Raw genomic sequence first — 21,763 nt, forward strand, 5'->3', positions numbered from 1 at the left:
TGTCGTGCTTATCTTATTAGGTTACCTGGTTGTTATTGGTACAGTTTTCGGCGGTTACATGATGACCGGCGGACACCTTGGGGCACTCTATCAACCGGCTGAGCTGGTGATCATCGGTGGCGCAGGTATCGGGGCATTCATTGTTGGCAACAACGGTAAAGCCATCAAAGGGACGATGAAAGCGATCCCGTTGCTTTTTCGGCGTTCGAAATATACCAAAGCCATGTATATGGACCTGCTGGCGTTACTCTACCGCCTGATGGCTAAGTCACGTCAGCAAGGCATGTTCTCGCTTGAACGCGATATCGAAAATCCAAAAGAGAGTGAAATTTTCGCCAGCTATCCGCGTATTCTTGCGGATGCAGTGATGCTTGATTTTATTGTCGATTACCTGCGTCTGATTATCAGCGGCAACATGAATACGTTTGAAATTGAAGCGCTGATGGACGAAGAGATTGAGACGCATGAAAGTGAGGCCGAAGTTCCGGCTAACAGTCTTGCGATGGTCGGTGACTCATTGCCAGCGTTCGGGATCGTGGCTGCGGTGATGGGGGTTGTGCATGCGCTGGCTTCTGCCGATCGTCCGGCGGCTGAACTGGGTGCTCTGATTGCACATGCCATGGTAGGGACATTCCTCGGTATTTTACTGGCCTATGGATTTATTTCCCCACTCGCCAGCGTCCTGCGACAGAAAAGCGCTGAAACAACCAAGATGATGCAGTGTGTGAAGATCACTCTGCTCTCCAATCTGAATGGCTACGCGCCACCGATTGCGGTTGAGTTTGGTCGTAAGACGTTGTATTCCAGCGAGCGTCCTTCGTTTATCGAACTGGAAGAGCATGTTCGTGCAGTGAGAAATCCAGCAGCGCAGCAGACGACCGAGGACGCATGAAAAATCAGGCCCATCCCATTATCGTCGTAAAGCGACGTAAACATAAAAATCACGGTGGTGGGGCGCATGGTTCGTGGAAAATTGCCTACGCCGATTTTATGACCGCGATGATGGCCTTCTTTCTGGTGATGTGGCTTATTTCCATCTCCAGCCCTAAAGAACTGATTCAAATTGCCGAATATTTCCGTACACCGCTGGCTACTGCGGTGACGGGGGGAAATCGGATCTCGAACAGCCAAAGCCCAATTCCCGGTGGGGGTGATGATTACACCCAGCAGCAGGGGGAAGTAAACAAGCAGCCCAACATTGATGACCTGAGAAAGCGTATGGAGCAAAGCCGCCTGAGCAAGCTACGTGGCGATCTCGATCAGCTGATTGAATCCGACCCTAAGCTACGCGCACTGCGCCCACATCTGAAAATTGATTTAGTCCAGGAAGGGCTGCGGATACAGATTATCGACAGTCAGAACCGCCCGATGTTTAAAACCGGAAGCGCAGAGGTTGAACCTTACATGCGTGATATTTTGCGGGCGATTGCGCCCGTACTGAACGGGATCCCAAACCGTATCAGTCTTTCTGGTCATACAGATGATTATCCCTATGCCAACGGTGAGAAGGGATATAGCAACTGGGAACTGTCAGCCGATCGCGCCAATGCATCGCGTCGCGAGTTGGTCAGCGGTGGACTGGATGATGGAAAAGTATTACGGGTGGTAGGTATGGCCGCCACGATGCGTCTGAGCGATCGCGGTCCCGAGGACGCCATCAACCGCCGTATAAGCCTGCTGGTTCTGAATAAGCAGGCCGAAGAGGCCATTTTGCATGAAAACGCTGAAAGCCAGAATGAGCCGGTAAGTGTCTTACAACAGCCCGCGGCGGTGCCGCCGGCAAGCGTTCCCACATCGCCACCAGCCAATCCGAGGTGATAGCGTGAGCATGGATATTAGCGATTTTTATCAGACATTTTTTGATGAAGCTGACGAACTGTTGGCTGACATGGAGCAACACCTGCTGGATCTGGTGCCTGAAGCCCCGGACTCCGAACAGCTGAATGCCATTTTTCGTGCAGCGCACTCGATTAAAGGCGGGGCGGGCACTTTCGGCTTTACCATTTTGCAGGAAACGACCCATCTGATGGAAAACCTGCTGGATGAAGCGCGGCGTGGCGAGATGCAGCTCAATGCCGACATTATCAACCTGTTTTTGGAAACGAAAGATATTATGCAGGAACAGCTCGACGCCTATAAAAACTCAGAGGAGCCGGATGCCGCCAGCTTTGAGTACATTTGTAATGCGTTACGACAGTTAGCGCTCGAAGCAAAAGGTGAAACCGCGCCCGCGGTGGTCAATAGCGCCAAATTGAGCGTTGTTGATAGCACGGCGATACAAGACGAGGTGGTTGCACAAGCCGCCCCTGCCGCTGAAGAGGTCAAAAAGCGGATCATTCTCTCGCGCCTTAAAGCCAGTGAAGTCGATTTACTGGAAGAGGAACTGGGGAATCTGGCGACCTTGAGCGATGTGGTCAAAGGTGCTGACACGCTGTCGGCTACGATCGACGGTAGCCTCGCCGAAGATGACATTATTGCTGTGCTCTGCTTCGTCATTGAAGCGGATCAGATTGAGTTCGAAACCATCACTGCTGCGCCGACTACTGCAGAAACGCCAGCTGTTGCTGATGTCGTCGAACCACAGCCACTGCCGGTTGCTGCACCAGCACCTGCGCCGGTGGTCAAAGCGACCGCCAACGAAGCACCGCATGGACGAGCAGAGCGTGAGAAACCTGCGCGGGCCAGTGAATCGACCAGTATCCGCGTGGCGGTTGAGAAGGTCGATCAACTGATTAACCTGGTGGGTGAACTGGTCATCACACAGTCAATGCTGGCTCAGCGTTCGAACGAACTGGATCCGGTAAATCATGGCGATCTCATCACCAGCATGGGGCAGTTACAACGTAACGCCCGCGATCTGCAGGAATCGGTGATGTCAATTCGTATGATGCCGATGGAATATGTTTTTAGCCGCTTCCCGCGCCTGGTGCGCGATCTGGCGGGTAAATTGGGTAAACAGGTTGAACTGACCCAGGTCGGTAGCTCCACCGAACTGGATAAGAGTCTGATCGAACGTATTATCGATCCGTTGACGCACCTGGTGCGTAACAGTCTCGATCACGGCATTGAACTGCCGGAAAAACGCATCGAATCCGGGAAAAGTCCGATTGGTAATCTGACACTCTCTGCCGAACACCAGGGCGGGAATATTTGTATCGAAGTGACCGATGATGGCGCGGGTCTGAACCGCGAACGTATCCTGGCGAAAGCGATTTCCCAGGGGATGCCAATCCACGAAAACATGAGCGATGACGAAGTTGGCATGCTGATCTTCGCCCCGGGATTCTCAACCGCCGAGCAGGTAACGGATGTTTCCGGGCGTGGTGTCGGTATGGACGTGGTGAAGCGAAATATCCAGGAGATGGGCGGGCACGTTGAGATCCAGTCGAAACAGGGCCAGGGCACAACCATCCGTATTTTGTTGCCGCTGACGCTGGCTATCCTTGATGGTATGTCTGTTCGTGTAGCCGATGAAGTGTTTATCCTGCCGCTGAATGCGGTAATGGAGTCTCTGCAACCTCGGGAAGAAGATCTCCATCCGCTGGCCGGGGGAGAGCGTGTTCTGGAAGTGCGTGGTGAGTATTTACCGCTGGTTGAGTTGTGGAAAGTCTTTGAGGTTGAAGGTGCAAAAACTGAAGCAACTCAGGGTATTGTAGTGATTTTACAAAGTGCAGGGCGTCGCTACGCGTTGCTGGTCGATCAGTTAATTGGTCAACATCAGGTAGTGGTAAAAAACCTGGAAAGCAACTACCGCAAAGTGCCAGGCATTTCCGCAGCAACGATCCTCGGCGACGGTAGCGTCGCGCTGATTGTCGATGTCTCTGCATTGCAGGGGTTAAACCGCGAACAACGTGTGGCAATCACAGCCGCCTGATTGAGTAAGAAAGGGAAGAATATGACCGGTATGAGTAATGTAACTAAACTGGCCGGCGAACCGTCAGGTCAGGAATTCCTCGTGTTTACGTTGGGGGATGAAGAGTACGGTATCGATATCCTGAAAGTGCAGGAAATCCGCGGCTACGATCAAGTTACGCGTATTGCCAATACGCCAGCCTTTATTAAAGGTGTGACTAACCTGCGCGGCGTGATTGTGCCGATCGTTGATCTGCGTGTGAAGTTCAGCCAGAGCGATGTGGATTACAATGAAAACACCGTCGTGATTGTCCTGAATCTGGGTCAGCGTGTGGTGGGAATCGTTGTTGATGGTGTATCCGACGTGCTGTCGCTGACGACGGATCAAATCCGTCCTGCGCCTGAATTTGCTGTTACCTTGTCTACGGAATATCTGACCGGGCTGGGGGCGTTGGGTGACCGGATGCTGATTCTGGTGAATATTGAGAAACTGCTGAACAGCGAAGAAATGGCGCTGTTAGATATTGCTGCCAGTCACGTCGCGTAATCGCCATACCGAATCCGGCCTACAACGATTATTGTTGCAGGCCGGATAAGCGTAGCGCGTACGGCAGACTTCCCCCTTACGCTTCTCGTTCAATCAGCTCAGGTTCAGCTTCCAGTAACCCTTCCTTCTGCGCCAGCATCGCTGTCGCAATTCCGTTACCCAATACGTTAATCGCTGAGCGCCCCATATCAAGGAAATGGTCGATGCCCATCAGTAACAGGATCCCTGCAACAGGAATATTAAAGCTTGGAATGGTGGCCGCCAGCACCACCAGCGCTGAACGCGGTACGCCAGCAATCCCTTTTGACGCCAGCATCAATGTCAGCATCAGCACGGTAATTTCCGCGAAGGAAAGGTGGATGTTATAAGCCTGTGCGATAAACATGGAGGCGAACGAGCAGTACACCATCGAACCGACCAGGTTGAATGAATAGCCAATCGGCAGTACGAACGACACGATGTTACGTGAGCAGCCAAATTTGGTTAATTGCTCCAGCGTTTTAGGGTAGGCCGCTTCCGAACTGCTGGTAGTGAAGGCGACCAACACCGGATCTTTGAGCATACTGACCAGGCGGAACACCTCTTTCTTCAGCACCAGATAGCCCACTGCCAACAGGACCAGGCAGGTCAGCAGAATAGCGACGTAGTAGCCGCCAATAAATGACGCGTAGTTGAGCAGAATACCCAGGCCCTGCGTGGAGATAACGGAAGAGATAGCGGCGAAAATTGCCAGCGGCGCGACGTACATAACATAGCCCGTCACTTTCAACATAATGTGTGAAACCACATCCAGTGCGGCGACCAGCGGCGCGTTAAATTTCTCTCCCAACGATGCCCCACCAATACCGAAGAACATTGAGAACACGACAATTTGTAGGATCTCATTATTCGCCATCGCTTCGGCAATACTGGTAGGAATGGTATGAGACAGAAAACCTTTCAGGCTCATGCCGCCGACGGCAAGTCCGGTGTCAGTAGCTTCCAGTGGAATGGCCAGGTTCAGCCCGCTCCCGGGTTGTTCAAGTGAGACAACAAACAGGCCAACCAAAATAGACAGCACGGACGAGCTGATAAACCAGATCATCGCTTTGCCGCCAACGCGCCCGATGGTGGAGGTTTCTCCCAGACGCATGATTCCGACGGTCAGAGTGCTGAAGACTAACGGTGCGATGACCATTTTTATCAGCCGCAAAAAGATGTCGGTGAGCAGCGTAATATTATCAGCCCAGGCGGTAACGACGCCGGGGGAGGCATAGGTGTGGATCACCGCACCCGACAGGATCCCCGCCAGCATGAAGATCACGATAAAGAGCGTGAGTTTGTTTGCATTTGCCACTAAAAAGCCCTCAGTAAGGATTTAACATTTATTAATCAGTTACTCATTTTTTATACTTATTAAGTGGTAACGAAGTATTCATCATATAAATTGAATTAAAGCCCAGGCAGATACAACTTTTTTTAATTTTTTATCCGTTTTGTTGTGGTATTCGGCGGATGGTTATGTGATCGGTATCACAGGAAAAGGGAGGGGGGGAATACAAATAGTGGTCAAACAGGGTGGTTGAAAATGTTATTTGCATGATAATTATGATGTTTTTATGTAAATGAGTTGTGGTTTCTATTCCTCAGTTTTTCCCTTCTCCCGCCGGGCCTTGCTTTCCTGCTGGATTTCCTTTTTGCAAACGTAAAGTTATCTCAGTGAATGCCGATAATGTTGATAACTCGTTTTCAGGAAGGTGCCTTATGTTTAACCGTATCCGCGTTGTCACAATGCTGATGATGGTGCTGGGGGTTTTCGCACTGCTACAGCTTGTTTCCGGTGGTCTGTTGTTTTCTTCATTGCAGCAGAATCAGCAAAGTTTTGTTATTTCTAACGATCTACGACAGCAGCAAAGTGAACTCACCTCGACATGGGACCTGATGCTGCAAACACGCATCAATTTGAGTCGTTCCTCTGCGCGCATGATGATGGATGCGTCCAACCAGCAGAGCAGCGCGAAGAACGATCTGCTTAAGAATGCGAAAACGTCGCTGGCGCAAGCCGAAAAGCATTACGCTAATTTCAAAAAAATCACGCCGTTGCCTGATATGACGGATGCCAGCGACAACGTCGATGAAAAATATCAGCAGTACCATGCAGCCCTGGTGGAGCTCGTCCAGTTCCTTGAAAACGGCAACATGGATGCATATTTTGCACAACCAACTCAGGGCATGCAAAACGCCCTCGGTGAAGCGTTAGGTAAATATGCAGATGTTAGCGAGAAACTCTACCGACAGGCCTTCGATCAAAGCGCAAGCGATTACCATTTTGCCCAATGGCAACTCGGCATTCTGGCTGTCGTGCTGGTACTGATTCTGGTGGTGGTGTGGTATGGCATCCGTCATGCCTTGCTGAGCCCTTTGTCCCGCGTCATTGCGCATATCCGTGAAATTGCCAGCGGTAACTTAACCGCAACTCTGGCTGTAAGCGGCCGTAATGAAATTGGTGAACTGGCCAGCACGGTCGATCATATGCAGCGTTCGCTGACCGAAACAGTAACCCTGGTGCGCGAAGGTTCGGATGCGATTTATTCCGGTACCAGTGAAATTGCCAGCGGTAACACCGATCTTTCATCCCGTACCGAACAACAGGCTTCCGCGCTGGAAGAAACAGCAGCCAGCATGGAACAGTTGACGGCTACCGTGAAGCAAAATGCGGACAATGCGCGTCAGGCCTCTCAACTGGCGAAAAGCGCCTCCGACACCGCACAACATGGCGGCAAAGTGGTTGATAGCGTGGTGAATACCATGCACGAAATCGCCGATAGTTCGAAGAAAATTGCCGACATCATTAGCGTTATTGATGGCATTGCATTCCAGACAAACATTCTTGCGCTGAATGCGGCGGTAGAAGCTGCGCGTGCAGGTGAACAAGGCCGTGGTTTTGCCGTCGTTGCCGGTGAAGTGCGAAACCTGGCAAGCCGCAGTGCGCAGGCAGCAAAAGAGATTAAAGCGCTAATTGAAGATTCTGTATCGCGGGTTGATACCGGTTCTGTATTGGTAGAAAGCGCCGGGGAAACCATGCATGACATCGTTAATGCGGTCACGCGTGTGACCGACATCATGGGGGAAATCGCCTCGGCATCCGATGAACAAAGTCGAGGGATAGATCAGGTTGCGCTCGCTGTGTCTGAAATGGACCGGGTTACGCAACAGAACGCCTCGCTGGTGCAGGAGTCGGCCGCTGCCGCTGCCGCACTCGAGGAGCAGGCCAGTCGCCTGACCCAGTCGGTATCGACATTCCGCCTCGCGTCACGTCCTTCATCATCAAAGACGCGACTACCTGCAACATCGACTCCGGCGTCACAACCGCGCCAGCTCGCTACCGAACAAGATACGCATTGGGAAACATTTTGACTGACAGCTAAACCGCGGCCTGCGCCGCCTGATGGGAGCGTTGATGTTTAATCGTATTCGAATTTCGACCACGCTGTTTTTGATTTTAATTCTCTGTGGTGTTTTGCAGATTGGCAGTAATGGCTTGTCCTTCTGGGCATTTAGGGATGGTTTTCAGAACCTGAACCAGGTCGAACAGAGTAATCAGCAACGCGCTGCGCTGGCGCAAACCCGCGCTGTGTTATTACAGGCCAGTACTGCCCTTAATAAAGCAGGAACGCTGACGGCTTTGAGCTATCCGCCAGAGGATATCAAAGCGCTGATGGTGATTGCACAGGACAGCCTGGCCCAGTCCGAATCGATGTTTAAACGCTTTATGGCGACGACAGAGACGGCAGAAGAGGGGAAGGCGCTGCAAAGCGCAACCGCGAAAAGTTTCAGTCAATGGCATAGCGATCTGGTTCACCAGGCAACCTGGCTGGAAAATAACCAGTTGTCGGATTTTTTGACCGCGCCGGTACAGGCTTCACAGGATGCCTTTGATGCAAACTTTACGGCGTGGCAGAACAACATCAACCAGGTATTGCAAAAAGCAGAGGACCACAGCCAGCGTAGTTACCATATGTCCGGGGTGATTTTCGCCACCATGCTGGTACTGGCGGCACTGTTAACGACTGCAGCGCTGTACTGGTCGCGAAAAATGATTGTACAGCCACTGGCTATCATCGGTAGCCATTTCGACAGCATTGCGGCGGGTAATCTGGCGCGACCGATAGCGGTATATGGCCGTAATGAGATTTCAGCCATTTTTGCCAGCCTGAAAGCGATGCAACAGGCACTGCGTGAGACTGTCAGTGAGGTACGCCAGGGGAGCTCGGCAATGCATGCCGGGATCTCGGAAATCGCGATGGGTAATAACGATCTGTCCTCGCGAACTGAACAGCAGGCGGCATCGCTGGCGCAAACGGCAGCCAGTATGGAACAGCTTACCGCCACCGTGGGGCAAAATGCGGATAACGCGCGACAAGCTTCAGGCATTGCCAAAAGTGCGGCCGATACAGCGCATAAAGGAGGGGAACAGACGGTTAAGGTTGCCAGCACTATGCATGAGATTTCTGCCAGCTCGCAGAAGATAGGTGACATCACCAGTGTGATTGACAGCATTGCCTTCCAGACCAACATCCTGGCGTTAAACGCCGCGGTAGAAGCTGCCCGTGCCGGTGAACAGGGGCGCGGTTTCGCCGTGGTCGCCGGAGAGGTCCGCAATCTGGCAAGCCGTAGCGCGCAGGCCGCGAAAGAAATTAAAGGGCTGATCGAAGAGTCCGTCACCCGCGTTCATCAGGGATCGCAACTGGTGGATATGGCGGCGCGCACGATGACAGAGATTGTTAGCTCGGTTACCCGGGTTAACGACATCATGGGGGAGATTGCCTCGGCCTCCGATGAACAACGCAGAGGCATTGAGCAGGTGGCGCAAGCCGTCAGCCAGATGGATTCTGTCACACAGCAGAACGCCGGGCTGGTGGAAGAAGCGGCAGCCGCCACTGAGCAGTTAGCTACCCAGGCAGATAATCTTTCCGCCTGTGTCGCGTTTTTTAAGCTTGAAGAGCAAACCGTAACACAACAAGAATTGGCGCAACCGCAGGTTGTGCCCGTTGTATCCTGAATGTGATTGAGAAGGCGCTATGACATCATCTCTGCCCTCCGGGCAAACGTCATTATTGTTACAGATGACACAGCGCCTCGCGCTGTCTGACGCGCATTTTCGTCGGATATGTCAATTAATCTATCAGCGCGCGGGGATCGTGCTGGCTGACCACAAGCGGGACATGGTCTATAACCGCCTGGTTCGCCGGTTGCGTACCTTGGGACTGGATGATTTTGGTCGCTATCTCAGCATGCTGGAAGCCAACCAGAACAGTGCTGAGTGGCAGGCTTTTATTAACTCCCTGACCACCAACCTGACCGCTTTTTTTCGCGAAGGGCATCACTTTCCGGTGCTGTCTGACCACGCCCGTCGACGCAGCGGTGAATATCGCGTCTGGAGCGCGGCAGCGTCTACCGGAGAAGAACCTTACAGTATTGCAATTACGTTGGCCGATACCCTGGGTATGGCACCGGGTCGCTGGCGTGTTTTTGCGAGCGACATTGATACTGAGGTGTTGGAAAAGGCAAGAAGCGGTATTTACCGCCTTGACGAGCTAAAAACGTTGTCGCCACAGCAGCTGCAACGCTATTTCATGCGCGGTACCGGACCTCATGAAGGGCTGGTACGTGTACGGCAAGAACTGGCAAGCCATGTTGAATTTTCCAGCGTGAACTTACTGGACAAAAAATACAATGTGCCAGGCCCGTTCGACGCCATATTCTGTCGTAACGTCATGATCTATTTTGACAAAACGACTCAGCAGGACATTTTGCACCGTTTTGTTCCACTCCTTAAACCTGACGGACTGCTGTTTGCCGGTCATTCAGAAAACTTTAGCAACCTCGTGCGCGAGTTTAGCCTGCGCGGGCAGACGGTGTATGCGCTAGGTAAGGATAAAGCATGAGTAAAATCAGGGTATTGTCGGTTGATGATTCTGCATTGATGCGTCAAATCATGACCGAGATTATTAACAGCCACAGCGATATGGAGATGGTTGCGACAGCGCCTGATCCTTTGGTTGCGCGGGATCTCATCAAAAAATTTAATCCCGACGTTCTGACGCTGGATGTTGAAATGCCGCGCATGGACGGCCTCGATTTTCTTGAAAAACTGATGCGTCTGCGTCCGATGCCCGTGGTGATGGTCTCTTCACTGACTGGCAAAGGTTCTGAGGTCACGCTGCGAGCCCTGGAACTGGGGGCGATTGACTTTGTTACCAAACCTCAACTGGGGATCCGCGAAGGAATGCTGGCGTATAGCGAGATGATTGCGGAGAAAATCCGCACTGCATCGCGCGCAAAACTGGCCGCCCACAAACCCACGGCAGCGCCAGCGACCTTGAAGGCGGGGCCGTTACTCAGTTCGGAAAAACTGCTGGTCATCGGTGCATCAACCGGAGGAACAGAGGCAATTCGTCATGTACTCCAGCCATTGCCGCTTTCAAGTCCCGGTATTCTTATTACCCAGCATATGCCGCCAGGATTTACCCGTTCGTTCGCCGAACGTCTGAACAAACTGTGTCAGATAACCGTGAAAGAGGCAGAAGACGGAGAGCGCGTGCTTCCAGGGCATGCGTATATCGCCCCTGGCGACAAGCATATGGAACTGGCGCGTAGCGGGGCGAACTATCAGATCAAAATTCATGATGGTCCGCCGGTTAACCGGCATCGGCCTTCAGTGGATGTGCTGTTTCATTCGGTGGCGAAACATGCGGGGCGCAATGCCGTCGGGGTGATCCTGACCGGTATGGGCAACGATGGGGCCGCCGGAATGTTAGCGATGAACCAGGCTGGTGCCTGGACCATTGCGCAAAACGAAGCAAGTTGTGTGGTGTTCGGCATGCCGCGCGAGGCCATCAATATGGGTGGCGTAAGCGAAGTGGTCGATCTTAGCCAGGTAAGCCAGCAAATGCTGGCGAAAATCAGTGCCGGACAGGCAATACGTATTTGAATCAGGAGTTTATTTTTATGGCGGATAAAGAGCTTAGGTTTTTGGTTGTGGATGACTTTTCCACCATGCGTCGCATTGTGCGTAACCTGCTGAAGGAACTGGGGTTCAACAACGTTGAAGAAGCTGAAGATGGTGTTGACGCGTTGAACAAACTGCAGGCAGGGGGATTCGGGTTTGTTATTTCCGACTGGAACATGCCTAACATGGACGGTCTTGAACTGCTGAAAACCATTCGTGCTGATGGCAGCATGTCTGCTCTGCCAGTGCTGATGGTGACGGCAGAAGCGAAGAAAGAAAACATTATCGCGGCAGCACAAGCGGGTGCCAGTGGTTATGTTGTAAAACCGTTCACCGCGGCGACGCTGGAAGAAAAACTCAATAAGATCTTTGAGAAACTGGGCATGTGAGGATGTGATGATGATGCAACCACAAATTAAACCTGTTGACGAACACTCAGCAGGGGACATCATTGCGCGCATCGGTAGTTTAACCCGAATGCTGCGCGACAGCCTGCGTGAACTGGGGCTGGATCAGGCCATTGCCGAAGCGGCGGAAGCCATTCCCGACGCGCGCGATCGCCTGGACTATGTTGTACAAATGACTGCACAGGCGGCAGAGCGCGCACTGAACAGCGTAGAAGCTTCACAGCCACACCAGGATGCCATGGAAAAAGGGGCAAAAGACCTGACCAAACGCTGGGATGAATGGTTCGAAAATCCGATTGAACTGTCCGATGCCCGTGAACTGGTCACTGATACCCGCCAGTTTCTTGGTGATGTCCCCGGTCATACCAGCTTTACCAATGCCCAATTGCTGGACATCATGATGGCGCAGGATTTCCAGGATCTTACCGGTCAGGTTATCAAGCGCATGATGGATGTTATCCAGGAGATTGAACGTCAACTGCTGATGGTGCTGCTGGAAAACATTCCGGAGCAGGGCGCCCGACCAAAACGCGAGAACGAAAGTTTGCTGAATGGTCCGCAGGTTGACACTTCAAAAGCCGGCGTAGTGGCAAGCCAGGATCAGGTTGACGACCTGCTGGATAGCCTCGGTTTCTGATGTGTATTTGCCGGATGCGGGAGGAAACTTCTCATCCGGCTTACATGTTATTCATCGGCAATTGGCGTTAAAGCCATAAATCCCGTCTTTTTTACCGCTTACTCTCCCCATTGTTGTATGGCTGTTCTGGCATCATTCACGCCTATATCTCTATCCAGGGTCTGATGCGTGGCAGAAGAAAGCGACGACGACAAAACAGAAGCCCCCACACCCCACCGACTTGAAAAAGCACGGGAAGAAGGGCAGATACCCCGATCCAAGGAGCTAACCTCACTGCTTATTTTGCTGGTGGGCGTGTGCATTATCTGGATTGGTGGGGAGTCGCTCGCCCGTAGGTTGGCAGGCATGCTGTCAACTGGATTACGCTTTGACCACAGTATGGTCAATGACCCTAACCTGATCCTGAGCCAAATCATTCTGTTGATTAAAGACGCCATGATTGCGTTGTTGCCGCTGATTACCGGGGTTGTGCTGGTGGCATTGATCTCCCCGGTGATGCTTGGCGGCTTGATCTTCAGTGGTAAATCGCTGCAACCCAAATTCTCAAAGCTGAATCCGTTACCGGGTATTAAGCGTATGTTCTCGGCGCAAACCGGGGCGGAGCTGCTTAAAGCCATATTGAAATCCACATTGGTGGGTAGCGTGGCGGGATTCTATCTCTGGCATAACTGGCCAGAGATGATGCGCCTGATGGCCGAATCCCCGATTACGGCGATGGGTAATGCGCTGGATTTAGTCGGTATGTGCGCATTGCTGGTGGTGCTTGGCGTCATTCCGATGGTGGGGTTTGACGTCTTTTTCCAGATTTATAGCCACGTAAAAAAACTGCGGATGTCGCGTCAGGATATCCGTGACGAGTTTAAACAAAGCGAAGGTGATCCGCACGTTAAGGGCAAAATTCGCCAGATGCAGCGTGCGGCCGCACAGCGCCGCATGATGGCAGATGTGCCGAAGGCGGATGTTATTGTGACCAACCCTACGCACTATTCGGTTGCCTTGCAGTACGACGAAAACAAAATGAGCGCGCCAAAAGTTGTGGCTAAAGGGGCCGGACTGGTGGCATTGCGTATTCGAGAGATTGGCGCGGAGCACCGTGTCCCAACGTTAGAAGCTCCGCCTCTGGCTCGTGCGTTATATCGCCATGCTGAGATCGGTCAGCAAATACCTGGCCAATTGTATGCCGCCGTTGCCGAAGTGTTGGCATGGGTATGGCAGCTAAAACGCTGGCGTCTGGCTGGCGGCACGCCGCCACCACAACCTGGAAACCTTCCGGTGCCTGAAGCACTGGATTTTATGAACGAGAAGAATACTGATGGCTAATCTGGTCGCGATGCTGCGTCTGCCCGGCAACCTGAAATCCACGCAATGGCAAATTCTTGCCGGGCCGATCCTCATTCTGCTGATCCTGTCGATGATGGTGCTGCCGCTTCCGGCCTTTATCCTCGATTTACTGTTCACCTTTAACATTGCACTGTCGATCATGGTGCTGTTGGTGGCGATGTTCACCCAGCGCACGCTTGAATTCGCCGCATTCCCAACGATTCTGCTGTTCACCACCTTGTTGCGCCTGGCACTGAACGTCGCGTCTACGCGTATCATATTGATGGAAGGACATACAGGTGCAGCGGCGGCAGGTAAGGTGGTGGAAGCCTTTGGTCACTTCCTGGTCGGCGGTAACTTTGCCATCGGTATCGTGGTCTTCGTCATTCTCGTCATCATTAACTTTATGGTTATCACCAAAGGTGCAGGACGTATCGCTGAAGTGGGTGCGCGCTTCGTGCTGGACGGGATGCCAGGAAAGCAGATGGCGATTGACGCCGATCTGAATGCGGGATTGATTGGGGAAGATGAAGCCAAAAAACGCCGTTCTGAAGTGACACAGGAAGCCGATTTTTACGGCTCCATGGACGGTGCGAGTAAATTTGTTCGTGGGGATGCCATCGCCGGTATTCTGATTATGGTCATCAACGTGGTTGGCGGCTTGCTGGTTGGGGTGTTGCAGCACGGTATGAGCATGGGCAGCGCGGCAGAAAGCTATACCCTGCTGACCATCGGTGACGGGCTGGTAGCACAGATCCCTGCGCTGGTTATCTCAACGGCGGCGGGGGTTATCGTAACCCGCGTGAGTACCGATCAGGACGTGGGTGAACAGATGGTCACCCAGTTGTTCAGCAACCCAAGCGTCATGCTGCTTAGTGCGGCGGTCCTCGGTTTATTGGGGTTGGTACCGGGAATGCCAAACCTGGTGTTTCTGATGTTTACCGCGGCATTACTGGGGCTGGCCTGGTGGATGCGCGGACGCGAGCAAAAAGCACCAGAAGAAGCTCAGCCGGTGAAAATGCCGGAAAACAACTCGGTGGTAGAAGCTACGTGGAGTGATGTACAGCTGGAAGACACGCTGGGAATGGAGGTTGGGTATCGCCTGATTCCGATGGTGGACTTCCAACAGGACGGCGAATTGCTGGGGCGTATTCGCAGCATTCGTAAGAAATTTGCCCAGGATATGGGGTTCCTGCCGCCAGTGGTACACATTCGCGACAATATGGATCTGCAACCTGCCCGCTATCGTATTCTGATGAAAGGGGTTGAGATTGGTAGTGGTGATGCTTACCCTGGGCGCTGGTTGGCTATCAACCCTGGTACCGCAGCCGGATCGCTGCCAGGGGAGAAAACGGTTGATCCTGCTTTTGGTCTGGATGCTATCTGGATTGAAAGCGCGCTAAAAGAGCAGGCGCAAATTCAGGGCTTCACCGTTGTTGAAGCCAGTACAGTGGTTGCCACACACCTGAACCATCTGATTGGCCAGTTTGCCGCAGAGCTGTTTGGTCGCCAGGAGGCGCAACAGCTGTTGGATCGTGTTTCACAAGAGATGCCAAAACTGACAGAAGATCTGGTGCCGGGTGTGGTCACGCTGACCACACTGCACAAAGTGCTGCAGAACCTGTTGGATGAAAAAGTCCCTATTCGTGATATGCGCACCATTCTTGAAACGTTGGCGGAACATGCCCCGTTACAGAATGATCCGCATGAACTTACCGCAGTGGTGCGTGTGGCGCTTGGACGGGCGATTACTCAGCAGTGGTTCCCGGGAAACGAGGAAGTTCAGGTTATCGGACTCGATACACCGCTTGAGCGCCTGTTGTTACAAGCGTTACAGGGCGGTGGGGGCCTTGAACCTGGTCTGGCAGACCGGTTGCTGGCGCAGACGCAGGAAGCACTGTCTCGTCAGGAAATGTTGGGTGCGCCGCCAGTATTGCTGGTGAATCATGCGCTGCGACCTCTCCTTGCGCGTTTTTTACGGCGCAGTATTCCGCAGTTGGTGGTGTTGTCGAATATGGAGCTTTCCGATAACCGCCATATCCGTATGACCGCGACCATTGGAGGTAAATAATGCGTAAATTTCTTTGGCTGTTGTTTTTCCCGCTGGCTGTACAGGCTGCCGGGGAAGGGACATGGCAGGCAAGCGGTATGGGGATTACCTTAAATTATCGTGGGGAGTCGGCTTCATCTTCGCCTTTGGTTCCCAGCCAGCCCGTTTCAGGCCTGATGACGCTGGTCGCCTGGCGCTATGAATTAAATGGGCCTACGCCTGCGGGATTACGTGTGCGCTTATGCTCTCAGTCCCGTTGTGTCGAACTGGATGGGCAAAGCGGGACCACTAATGGCTTTAATAGTGTCCCTGCGATTGAACCCATGCACTTCGTCTGGGAAGTGCCTGGTGGCGGTCGCCTGATCCCTGCCTTGCAGGTTCAGAGCAATCAGGTGATTGTGAACTACCGTTAATTCCCTTCTTTACGTCGGCCAGCAGGCGAAACTGCTGGCCACCTCGCAGTTCTGAACGACTATCCTGATTAAAAAGAAACACTGTTTTATAAAATTAGTGACCTGTGTTGTCGGACTCTTTGTGCTATTGCCATTTCGCAAAAAAACCTGGCAGAAACAAAAAGGTTTCCCCTGCGGTTAGCTTTTACTGTGGCCCGGTAATGATGCCCAATGTTTACACATCACTTTAGGGTAACAACACACAGGGTTACCTGAATCGTAATAAACCTGCCGCGCGAAACTGGAACAGGCGCAGCATCGAATTCGACACTGACAGAGGTTAAGGAAATGATTGTTTACCCGGTTAAACACAGCCCATTGTTGCGTCAACCAGAACATTTTATTGCCAGGGATGAATTAAAAACGCTCATTAAAAAGGTGACGCATAACCTGGTCAATATTCATGATGAAACGGGCGAGTTCTTGCTGCGACTGGATGACGGACGTGTTATTGATACCAAAGGCTGGGCCGGATGGGAGTGGACTCACGGCGTCGGCCTGTACGGAATGTATCAGTATTATCAGCAAACCGGTGATGAGACGATGCGCGACATTATCGATAGCTGGTTTGCCGAACGCTTTGCTGAGGGGGCGACGACCAAAAACGTCAACACGATGGCCCCGTTTTTAACGTTGGCATATCGCTATGAAGAAACACGTAATCCGGCGTATCTGCCCTGGCTTGACGCCTGGGCAGAGTGGGCCATGCATCAGATGCCCCGTACTGAGTTTGGCGGTATGCAACACATCACGCTGGCAGAAGAAAACCATCAACAGATGTGGGATGACACACTGATGATGACGGTGCTGCCGCTGGCGAAAATTGGCAGGTTGCTCAATCGTCCTGAGTATATCGAAGAGGCCACGTATCAGTTTCTGCTGCATGTACAAAATCTGATGGATAAGGAAACGGGGCTGTGGTTCCACGGCTGGAGCTATGTGGGGCGGCATAACTTCGCGAACGCCCGTTGGGCGCGAGGTAATAGTTGGCTTACGATTGTGATCCCTGACTTCCTTGAACTTATCGATTTGCCGCCAAACAGCGCCATTCACCGTTATCTGGTGCAGGTTCTCAATGCGCAAATTGCAGCCCTGGCGGAATGTCAGGATGAGAGCGGATTGTGGCACACCTTACTGGACGATCCTCAGTCATATCTGGAAGCATCTGCAACGGCTGGATTCGCTTACGGTATTCTCAAAGCGGTGCGTAAACGCTATGTCGGTCAGGAATATGTGGGGGTGGCGGAGAAAGCTATCAGAGGTATTGTGCAACACATTTCCCCGGAAGGGGAGTTACTACAAACCTCGTTTGGCACCGGCATGGGGCACAATCTCGATTTCTACCACAACATCCCACTCACCTCTATGCCTTACGGACAGGCCATGGCCATGCTGTGCCTCACCGAATACTTGCGTAAGTACTATTAATTGTGTCGTCCGCTGATGCCGTGTTGACTGGGCCAGGTTGTTCTGCGGCATCGGGTTGACCGGTGTTGTCCTGCGGCGCAAACAGATGATCCATGATTTGGCGCATGACCGGCGCGGCGGTAACCCCGTCGCTGCCGCCGTTTTCCAGAATCAATGCGATGGCGACTTTTGGATTCTTATACGGCGCAAATGCGGTATAGAACACGTGGTCGCGCAGTCGTATGGGGATCATCTTCGCATTGTAAGTCTGGTTTTCTTTCAGGCTAAAGACTTGTGATGTTCCGCTTTTGGCCGCGATGCCATAAGGTGCCGTATGGAAAAATTTATACCCGGTGCCGTTGGGTGCATTCGCCATGCCGAACATGGCCTGGCGTACCAGACTCCAGTACGGTGATGAGGCTGAGGCTATTTGCGCGGGTGCCTCCGGTGCCTGATAGGGGGTGATTGCTTTGCCGCTCTCTTCATCCTGTAGCAGGTGAGGGGCAATAACTTTCCCGTTGTTAATCAGTGCGACCATCGCTTTTACCATCTGAATTGGCGTGGCAATCCAGTAGCCCTGGCCGATACCGACCGAAATGGTGTCTCCCTGGTACCAGGCTTTTTTATGCACCCGTTGTTTCCAGTCGCGGCTTGGCAGTAGACCGTTGTACTCCTCATCAAGATCGATACCGGTAGGTTTGCCGTAGCCAAACTGGCTAAGCATGCTGTTAATACGGTCGATCCCCATCATGTACGCCACCTGATAGAAGAACGTATCCGCTGATTCTTCAATGGCTTTGGTTACATCCAGCATGCCGTGTCCTGTTTTTTTCCAGTCGCGGTAATGCCGTTCAGTACCGGGGAGTGTCCATGTCGGGGCGCCAAAGAAGCTGGTTTGTGGGGTGATCACCCCGTTTAATAAGGCTGACATCGCCATGTACGGTTTTACCGTTGAGGCGGGAGGATATAACCCCTGGGTGACGCGGTTAATTAATGGCAGGTCTTTATCCTGCAACAGCGTGTTGTAATCCTGGTAGCTGATGCCTTTTACAAACGGGTTTGGATCGTAGCTGGGGTTTGAGACCATTGCCAGCACGGAACCATCATGGGGGTCTTCCACCAGCACCGCGGCGCGTTGTCCCACCAGCAGGCTTTCAATGTATTCCTGTAAGTGTAAATCCAGCGTCAGATGGATATCTTTGCCGGCGACAGGGGGGACGTCTTTAATCAAACGTACAATACGCCCGTGATTATCAACTTCCACTTCCTGATAACCCGTTTTGCCGTGCAGGTCATTTTCGTAGTAGTGCTCAATGCCCTGCTTACCGATGTTGTGGTCGGCGGCGTAGTTCTCTGCCAGCCCTTTTTTATCCAGTGCTTTCAGATCGCTATCGTTGATTTTTGATACGTAGCCAAGTACATGTGCCAGCTCCGCCCCATAAGGATACTGGCGATCTTCGTAGCTATTGATGGTCACGCCGCTGAAATGGAACTGGTTCACAGAAAAACGGGCAATTTCTACATCGGTCAGCGCATTTTTAAGTACTACCGGGCGATAGCGACTGCTGGCCTTCAGTTCATGGCGAAACTGGTCAATATCATCTGGCGTGAGGTCAACAATCGGCGTGAGTTGCTTCAGCAGGGCGTCCATATCGCTGATTTTATACGGCGTAACAGAAATGTCGTACCAGGTGACATTTCGTACCAGCGGAATGCCGTTGCGATCGTAAATGATACCGCGCGTTGGGGCGACGGGCAGCATTTTGATGTCGTTTGCATCCGAACGGGTGGTGTAATACTGGTGTTGACGGATTTGTAAGTTGTAGAGGTTATAAATCAGGATGCCAAAACAGATGACGACCAGGCCAAAGGCCACCATTACACGCCGCTGGAAAAGTTTTTCTTCCGCCTCAAAATCTCTGAATGTCATTGACCCGTACCCGATTAATTCGCCGCCTAATGATACGGAGGCGTAAACGGGATGACAGGCAAAAAATGTTCCATCCCTCAACGGAAATGTGTCATTCCTTGTGAGTTGTTACAAATTGATGCTATCAGTAGGCCGGATAAGGTGTTTACGCGGCCATCCGGCAAGGTGCGTCTGACCGCCTGATGATGCTTTATTTATCACGCCTGTGAGGGCTGGTAAGATCATAATAAAAAAGCCCGCGACATAGCGCGGGCTTTCACATCACTCGAGGCGATTACATGCGTTCTACGGTTTCGATACCCAGCGTATCCAGACCCAGTTTCAGTGTTTTCGCCGTCAGTTGCGCCAGTTTCAGACGGCTGTTACGAATCTCTTCATTCTCAGCGCTGAGGATCGGGCAGTGTTCGTAGAAGCCAGAGAACAGGCCTGCAACGTCGTACAGATAAGCGCACATTACGTGCGGCGTACCTTCACGTGCGACAACGGTCAGCGTCTCTTCGAACTGCAGCAGGCGCGCGGCCAACTGAGCTTCGCGATCTTCACTGATAATAACCTGTGCGCTGGCCAGCGCGTTTTCGTCGATATCCGCTTTACGGAACACGGACAGTACGCGGGTGTAGGCATACTGCATATACGGTGCCGTATTGCCTTCGAACGCCAGCATGTTGTCCCAGTCGAAGATATAGTCGGTGGTACGGTTTTTCGACAGATCCGCATATTTCACCGCACCGATACCAACGGCATTCGCCAGTTTTTCCAGCTCATCAGCAGGCATGTCCGGGTTCTTCTCGGCCACCAGACGACGCGCACGTTCCAGCGCTTCATCCAGCAGGTCGGCCAGTTTTACAGTACCGCCAGCGCGAGTTTTGAATGGCTTACCGTCTTTACCCAGCATCATGCCGAACATATGGTGTTCCAGCGGTACGGAGTCCGGCACATAACCGGCTTTACGCACGATAGTCCATGCCTGCATTAAATGCTGATGCTGACGGGAGTCAATGTAATAGAGGACGCGGTCGGCATGCAGCGTTTCGTAACGATACTTCGCACAGGCGATATCGGTCGTGGTGTAGAGATAGCCGCCATCTTTCTTCTGAATGATGACGCCCATCGGTTCACCTTCCTTGTTTTTATACTCATCAAGGAATACAACGGTAGCGCCTTCGCTCTCAACAGCCAGACCTTTGGCTTTCAGATCAGCAACAATGCCCGGTAGCATCGGGTTGTACAGGCTTTCGCCCATCACGTCGTCACGGGTCAGCGTCACGTTCAGACGGTCATAGGTTAACTGGTTCTGCGACATAGTGATGTCGACGAGCTTGCGCCACATCTCGCGGAAATATTCGTCGCCGCCCTGCAGTTTCACCACATAGCTACGGGCGCGCTCGGCGAAGGCTTCATCTTCGTCGTAGTGTTTTTTCGCATCGCGGTAGAAACCTTCCAGGTCTGCCAGCGCCATTTCTCCGGCATTTTCCTGCTGCTGTTTTTCCAGCCATGCGATCAGCATACCGAACTGAGTACCCCAGTCGCCGACGTGGTTGGCGCGGATCACCTTATGGCCGAGAAACTCCAGCGTACGCACCGCGGCGTCACCGATGATGGTGGAACGCAGGTGGCCCACGTGCATCTCTTTCGCCACGTTAGGTGCGGAGTAGTCAACAACAACCGTTTGTTTTGCCGGTTGAGTGACGCCCAGGCGATCGGAAGTCAGCGCCTGCTGAACATGCTGCGCGAGGAATGCCGGATCGAGAAAAATGTTGATAAAGCCTGGGCCTGCAATTTCAACTTTGCTGGCAATCCCGCTGAGATCCAGATGAGTCAGCACCTGCTCTGCCAGTTGTCGCGGCGCCATACCCAGTTTTTTAGCAACTGCCATCATGCCGTTGGCCTGATAGTCGCCGAACTGTACTTTTGCTGACTGACGAACCTGCGGTTCGCAATCTGCAGGTGCACCTGCAGCAATCATGGCCTGACTAACTTTTTCTGAGAGAAGAGCCTGAATATTCACCGGAATACCTTACATTTATGAAGCGGGATAAAATTCACCGCACCAGTTTAAGAATTTAGGGCGGGAGTATACTGCAAATGCCCGTTGCCGTCAGCACTCGTCGGCATTGCGAGTACCGCCGACTGCCTGAAACGCAAACACGGTAACCCGGTGGGATTCATC

At 52.5% G+C, this 21,763-nt stretch carries 17 protein-coding genes; 14 read left to right on the forward strand and 3 right to left on the reverse strand.

Features of this window, described 5'->3' with window-relative positions; genetic code table 11:
* Nucleotides 1-4 precede the first annotated feature (4 nt).
* The 4 genes from motA to cheW are packed head-to-tail and all read left to right on the forward strand — an operon-like array spanning nucleotide 5 to nucleotide 4,399.
* Complete coding sequence (gene motA / locus QMN38_RS06685; protein ID WP_005127691.1) at nucleotides 5-892, forward strand: flagellar motor stator protein MotA; 888 nt, start codon at nucleotides 5-7, stop codon at nucleotides 890-892.
* Complete coding sequence (gene motB, locus QMN38_RS06690) at nucleotides 889-1,818, forward strand: flagellar motor protein MotB (protein ID WP_271442788.1); 930 nt, start codon at nucleotides 889-891, stop codon at nucleotides 1,816-1,818. Before motA ends, motB begins: the two co-directional genes overlap by 4 nt.
* Nucleotides 1,819-1,822: 4 nt before the next feature.
* A complete protein-coding gene (cheA, locus tag QMN38_RS06695; RefSeq protein WP_271457015.1) occupies nucleotides 1,823-3,874 on the forward strand; it encodes a chemotaxis protein CheA in 2,052 nt (683 codons plus the stop codon).
* A gap of 21 nt (nucleotides 3,875-3,895) precedes the next feature.
* Nucleotides 3,896-4,399, forward strand: a complete 504-nt coding sequence (gene cheW / locus QMN38_RS06700; protein ID WP_003034638.1) for a chemotaxis protein CheW — start codon at nucleotides 3,896-3,898, stop codon at nucleotides 4,397-4,399.
* Nucleotides 4,400-4,475: 76 nt separating this feature from the next.
* Here cheW and QMN38_RS06705 read toward each other — a convergent pair whose 3' ends face one another.
* Nucleotides 4,476-5,735, reverse strand: coding sequence for a dicarboxylate/amino acid:cation symporter (locus QMN38_RS06705; RefSeq protein WP_271442789.1), 1,260 nt, complete (start codon nucleotides 5,733-5,735; stop codon nucleotides 4,476-4,478).
* Between the two features lie 407 nt (nucleotides 5,736-6,142).
* Between QMN38_RS06705 and tar the strand changes: the two genes are divergently transcribed.
* The 10 genes from tar to bglB all read left to right on the forward strand — a co-directional run bounded on the left by tar (nucleotide 6,143) and on the right by bglB (nucleotide 17,684).
* Nucleotides 6,143-7,795: a methyl-accepting chemotaxis protein II gene (gene tar / locus QMN38_RS06710; RefSeq protein ID WP_323604733.1), complete on the forward strand. Its 1,653-nt coding sequence runs from the start codon at nucleotides 6,143-6,145 to the stop codon at nucleotides 7,793-7,795.
* Between the two features lie 43 nt (nucleotides 7,796-7,838).
* Complete coding sequence (gene tap / locus QMN38_RS06715) at nucleotides 7,839-9,440, forward strand: methyl-accepting chemotaxis protein IV (protein ID WP_323604734.1); 1,602 nt, start codon at nucleotides 7,839-7,841, stop codon at nucleotides 9,438-9,440.
* A 19-nt stretch (nucleotides 9,441-9,459) separates the two neighbouring features.
* Nucleotides 9,460-10,326, forward strand: coding sequence for a protein-glutamate O-methyltransferase CheR (gene cheR / locus QMN38_RS06720; protein ID WP_271441777.1), 867 nt, complete (start codon nucleotides 9,460-9,462; stop codon nucleotides 10,324-10,326).
* A complete protein-coding gene (locus tag QMN38_RS06725) occupies nucleotides 10,323-11,372 on the forward strand; it encodes a protein-glutamate methylesterase/protein-glutamine glutaminase (RefSeq protein ID WP_005127683.1) in 1,050 nt (349 codons plus the stop codon). Before cheR ends, QMN38_RS06725 begins: the two co-directional genes overlap by 4 nt.
* 17 nt (nucleotides 11,373-11,389) lie before the next feature.
* Complete coding sequence (gene cheY, locus QMN38_RS06730) at nucleotides 11,390-11,779, forward strand: chemotaxis response regulator CheY (RefSeq protein WP_005127682.1); 390 nt, start codon at nucleotides 11,390-11,392, stop codon at nucleotides 11,777-11,779.
* A gap of 10 nt (nucleotides 11,780-11,789) precedes the next feature.
* A complete protein-coding gene (gene cheZ, locus QMN38_RS06735) occupies nucleotides 11,790-12,434 on the forward strand; it encodes a protein phosphatase CheZ (protein ID WP_040232409.1) in 645 nt (214 codons plus the stop codon).
* A gap of 168 nt (nucleotides 12,435-12,602) precedes the next feature.
* Nucleotides 12,603-13,754 carry a flagellar biosynthesis protein FlhB gene (gene flhB / locus QMN38_RS06740; protein ID WP_271441778.1) on the forward strand — a complete coding sequence of 384 codons (1,152 nt, stop codon included), beginning with the start codon at nucleotides 12,603-12,605 and terminating at the stop codon, nucleotides 13,752-13,754.
* Complete coding sequence (flhA, locus tag QMN38_RS06745; protein ID WP_048211356.1) at nucleotides 13,747-15,825, forward strand: flagellar biosynthesis protein FlhA; 2,079 nt, start codon at nucleotides 13,747-13,749, stop codon at nucleotides 15,823-15,825. The genes flhB and flhA overlap by 8 nt, the downstream gene beginning before the upstream one ends.
* Entirely contained in the window at nucleotides 15,825-16,217 is a 393-nt protein-coding gene (gene flhE, locus QMN38_RS06750; RefSeq protein ID WP_271457012.1) for a flagellar protein FlhE, read from the forward strand. Before flhA ends, flhE begins: the two co-directional genes overlap by 1 nt.
* Nucleotides 16,218-16,544: 327 nt before the next feature.
* Complete coding sequence (gene bglB / locus QMN38_RS06755) at nucleotides 16,545-17,684, forward strand: beta-galactosidase BglB (RefSeq protein WP_323604735.1); 1,140 nt, start codon at nucleotides 16,545-16,547, stop codon at nucleotides 17,682-17,684.
* Here the strand turns inward: bglB and mrdA are convergent.
* Both mrdA and argS read right to left on the reverse strand, forming a co-directional pair.
* Nucleotides 17,656-19,593, reverse strand: a complete 1,938-nt coding sequence (mrdA, locus tag QMN38_RS06760; RefSeq protein WP_323604736.1) for a penicillin-binding protein 2 — start codon at nucleotides 19,591-19,593, stop codon at nucleotides 17,656-17,658. The genes bglB and mrdA overlap by 29 nt on opposite strands.
* Before the next feature lie 274 nt (nucleotides 19,594-19,867).
* Nucleotides 19,868-21,601 (reverse strand): arginine--tRNA ligase, encoded by a 1,734-nt coding sequence (gene argS, locus QMN38_RS06765; RefSeq protein WP_271450079.1) that lies wholly within the window; start codon nucleotides 21,599-21,601, stop codon nucleotides 19,868-19,870.
* Nucleotides 21,602-21,763: the final 162 nt, after the last annotated feature.

The organism is Citrobacter sp. R-1.5.2 (assembly GCF_035064245.1).
Lineage (GTDB): Bacteria > Pseudomonadota > Gammaproteobacteria > Enterobacterales > Enterobacteriaceae > Citrobacter.

Coding starts and splice junctions, on each gene's coding strand:
- cheW (WP_003034638.1), top strand. CDS start 3,896: ATGACCGGTATGAGTAATGTAACTAAACTGGCCGGCGAACCGTCAGGT.
- QMN38_RS06725 (WP_005127683.1), top strand. CDS start 10,323: ATGAGTAAAATCAGGGTATTGTCGGTTGATGATTCTGCATTGATGCGT.
- mrdA (WP_323604736.1), bottom strand. CDS start 19,593: ATGACATTCAGAGATTTTGAGGCGGAAGAAAAACTTTTCCAGCGGCGT.
- cheZ (WP_040232409.1), top strand. CDS start 11,790: ATGATGCAACCACAAATTAAACCTGTTGACGAACACTCAGCAGGGGAC.
- cheR (WP_271441777.1), top strand. CDS start 9,460: ATGACATCATCTCTGCCCTCCGGGCAAACGTCATTATTGTTACAGATG.
- tap (WP_323604734.1), top strand. CDS start 7,839: ATGTTTAATCGTATTCGAATTTCGACCACGCTGTTTTTGATTTTAATT.
- motB (WP_271442788.1), top strand. CDS start 889: ATGAAAAATCAGGCCCATCCCATTATCGTCGTAAAGCGACGTAAACAT.
- flhA (WP_048211356.1), top strand. CDS start 13,747: ATGGCTAATCTGGTCGCGATGCTGCGTCTGCCCGGCAACCTGAAATCC.
- cheY (WP_005127682.1), top strand. CDS start 11,390: ATGGCGGATAAAGAGCTTAGGTTTTTGGTTGTGGATGACTTTTCCACC.
- bglB (WP_323604735.1), top strand. CDS start 16,545: ATGATTGTTTACCCGGTTAAACACAGCCCATTGTTGCGTCAACCAGAA.
- tar (WP_323604733.1), top strand. CDS start 6,143: ATGTTTAACCGTATCCGCGTTGTCACAATGCTGATGATGGTGCTGGGG.
- flhE (WP_271457012.1), top strand. CDS start 15,825: ATGCGTAAATTTCTTTGGCTGTTGTTTTTCCCGCTGGCTGTACAGGCT.